The 2,570-nt window shown below is 60.5% G+C and carries 2 protein-coding genes; both read left to right on the plus strand.

What is annotated here, in order from left to right:
• Positions 1 to 71: 71 nt before the first annotated feature.
• Positions 72 to 2,177: a bifunctional GTP diphosphokinase/guanosine-3',5'-bis pyrophosphate 3'-pyrophosphohydrolase gene (spoT, locus tag ACRESJ_RS27585; RefSeq protein ID WP_085723649.1), complete on the plus strand. Its 2,106-nt coding sequence runs from the start codon at positions 72 to 74 to the stop codon at positions 2,175 to 2,177.
• 23 nt (positions 2,178 to 2,200) lie between these two features.
• Positions 2,201 to 2,570, plus strand: a 370-nt coding sequence (locus tag ACRESJ_RS27590) for a RidA family protein (RefSeq protein ID WP_431760690.1), incomplete at its 3' end; no start/stop codon positions are given.

Raw genomic sequence — 2,570 nt, forward strand, 5'->3', positions numbered from 1 at the left:
ACGAGGCCGTCTAAGCCTATGCCTGGTCGACGTAGCACGGCGCGGGATAACAGCTTACGGCAGGAGATATCATGCCGAGCATAGACGCCCTCGCCGATCGCTTATCGGCCTACCTCGGCAAAGACCAGGTTAACCTGGTCCGCCGAGCATACTTCTACGCCGAACAAGCCCACGACGGCCAACGCCGCCGTAGCGGTGAGGCGTACGTCACGCACCCACTCGCGGTTGCGAATATTCTTGCCGACATGCATATGGACCATCAGAGCCTGATGGCAGCCATGCTGCATGACGTGATCGAAGACACCGGTATTGCCAAGGAAGCGCTGCAAGCGCAGTTTGGCGAAACCGTGGCCGAACTGGTCGACGGGGTCAGCAAACTGACCCAGATGAACTTCGAGACCAAGGCCGAGGCACAAGCCGAAAACTTCCAGAAAATGGCCATGGCCATGGCCCGCGACATTCGCGTGATCCTGGTCAAGCTGGCTGACCGCCTGCACAACATGCGCACGCTGGAAGTGCTGTCCGGCGAAAAACGCCGGCGCATCGCCAAGGAAACCCTGGAAATCTATGCACCCATTGCCAACCGGCTGGGCATGCACGCCATCCGCATAGAGTTCGAAGACCTCGGCTTCAAGGCCATGCACCCGATGCGTTCCGCGCGGATCTACCAGGCCGTCAAACGCGCCAGGGGCAACCGCAAGGAAATCGTCAACAAGATCGAAGAGTCCCTCAGCCACTGCCTGGCCATCGATGGCATTCAGGGCGAGGTCAGCGGTCGCCAGAAACATCTCTACGGCATCTACAAGAAAATGCGCGGCAAGCGTCGGGCCTTCAACGAGATCATGGACGTCTATGCGTTCCGGATCATCGTCGACAAGGTCGATACCTGCTACCGCGTACTGGGTGCTGTGCATAATTTGTACAAGCCGTTGCCGGGGCGCTTCAAGGATTACATTGCGATCCCCAAGGCCAACGGCTATCAGTCGCTGCACACCACGCTGTTCGGCATGCACGGTGTGCCGATCGAGATCCAGATCCGCACCCGCGAAATGGAAGAAATGGCCAACAACGGCATCGCCGCGCATTGGCTGTACAAATCCAGCGGTGACGAGCAGCCAAAAGGCACTCACGCTCGCGCCCGTCAGTGGGTCAAAGGCGTGCTGGAAATGCAGCAACGCGCCGGCAACTCGCTGGAATTCATCGAAAGCGTGAAGATCGACCTGTTCCCGGACGAGGTCTACGTGTTCACACCCAAAGGCCGGATCATGGAGCTGCCCAAAGGCTCCACGGCGGTCGACTTCGCTTACGCGGTGCACACCGACGTGGGCAACAGCTGCATTGCCTGCCGGATCAATCGTCGACTCGCGCCGCTGTCCGAGCCACTGCAAAGCGGCTCCACGGTCGAGATCGTCAGCGCCCCCGGCGCGCGACCGAACCCGGCCTGGCTCAACTTCGTGGTCACCGGCAAGGCGCGCACGCACATTCGCCATGCACTGAAACTGCAACGCCGCTCCGAATCCATCAGCCTCGGCGAGCGCCTGCTGAACAAAGTTCTCAACGGTTTCGACAGCGCGCTGGAGAAAATTCCGGCCGAGCGCGTCAAGGCCATGCTCGTCGAGTACCGTCTCGAACTGATCGAAGATTTGCTCGAGGACATCGGCCTGGGCAATCGCATGGCCTATGTGGTGGCCCGCCGACTGCTGGGCGAAGGCGAACAGTTGCCAAGCCCGGAAGGCCCGCTGGCCATTCGTGGTACCGAAGGCCTGGTGCTCAGCTACGCCAAGTGCTGCACGCCGATCCCGGGCGACCCGATTGTCGGCCACCTGTCCGCGGGCAAAGGCATGGTCGTGCACCTGGACAATTGCCGCAACATCAGCGAAATCCGACACAACCCGGAAAAATGCATCCAGCTCTCGTGGGCCAAGGATGTCACCGGCGAATTCAACGTCGAGCTGCGCGTCGAGCTGGAGCACCAGCGCGGCCTGATCGCCCTGCTGGCCAGCAGCGTCAACGCCGCCGACGGCAACATCGAGAAAATCAGCATGGACGAACGCGATGGTCGCATCAGCGTGGTCCAGTTGGTGGTCAGCGTGCACGACCGCGTGCACCTGGCCCGCGTGATCAAGAAACTGCGCGCCTTGACCGGGGTGATTCGCATCACCCGCATGCGTGCCTAAGCCCTCATTACAAGGAGTCCTACATGACCAAGACCGTTATCACCAGCGACAAGGCCCCGGCCGCCATCGGTACTTACTCCCAGGCGATCAAGGCCGGCAACACCGTTTACATGTCGGGTCAGATTCCTCTGGACCCAAAAACCATGGAACTGGTCGAAGGCTTCGAAGCCCAGACCGTCCAGGTGTTCGAGAACCTCAAGGCCGTGGCTGAAGCCGCTGGCGGTTCGTTCAAGGACATCGTCAAGCTGAACATCTTCCTCACCGATCTGAGCCACTTCGCCAAGGTCAACGAGATCATGGGCAAGTACTTCGACCAGCCTTACCCAGCCCGCGCCGCCATCGGCGTAGCAGCCCTGCCAAAGGGTTCGCAGGTTGAAATGGATGCCATCCTGG

Origin of the sequence: Pseudomonas sp., from assembly GCF_050739655.1 — a bacterium.
Classification (GTDB): domain Bacteria; phylum Pseudomonadota; class Gammaproteobacteria; order Pseudomonadales; family Pseudomonadaceae; genus Aquipseudomonas.

Bases quoted from the DNA above. Each gene is read 5' to 3' on its own strand.
- spoT (WP_085723649.1), top strand. From the start codon at position 72: ATGCCGAGCATAGACGCCCTCGCCGATCGCTTATCGGCCTACCTCGGC.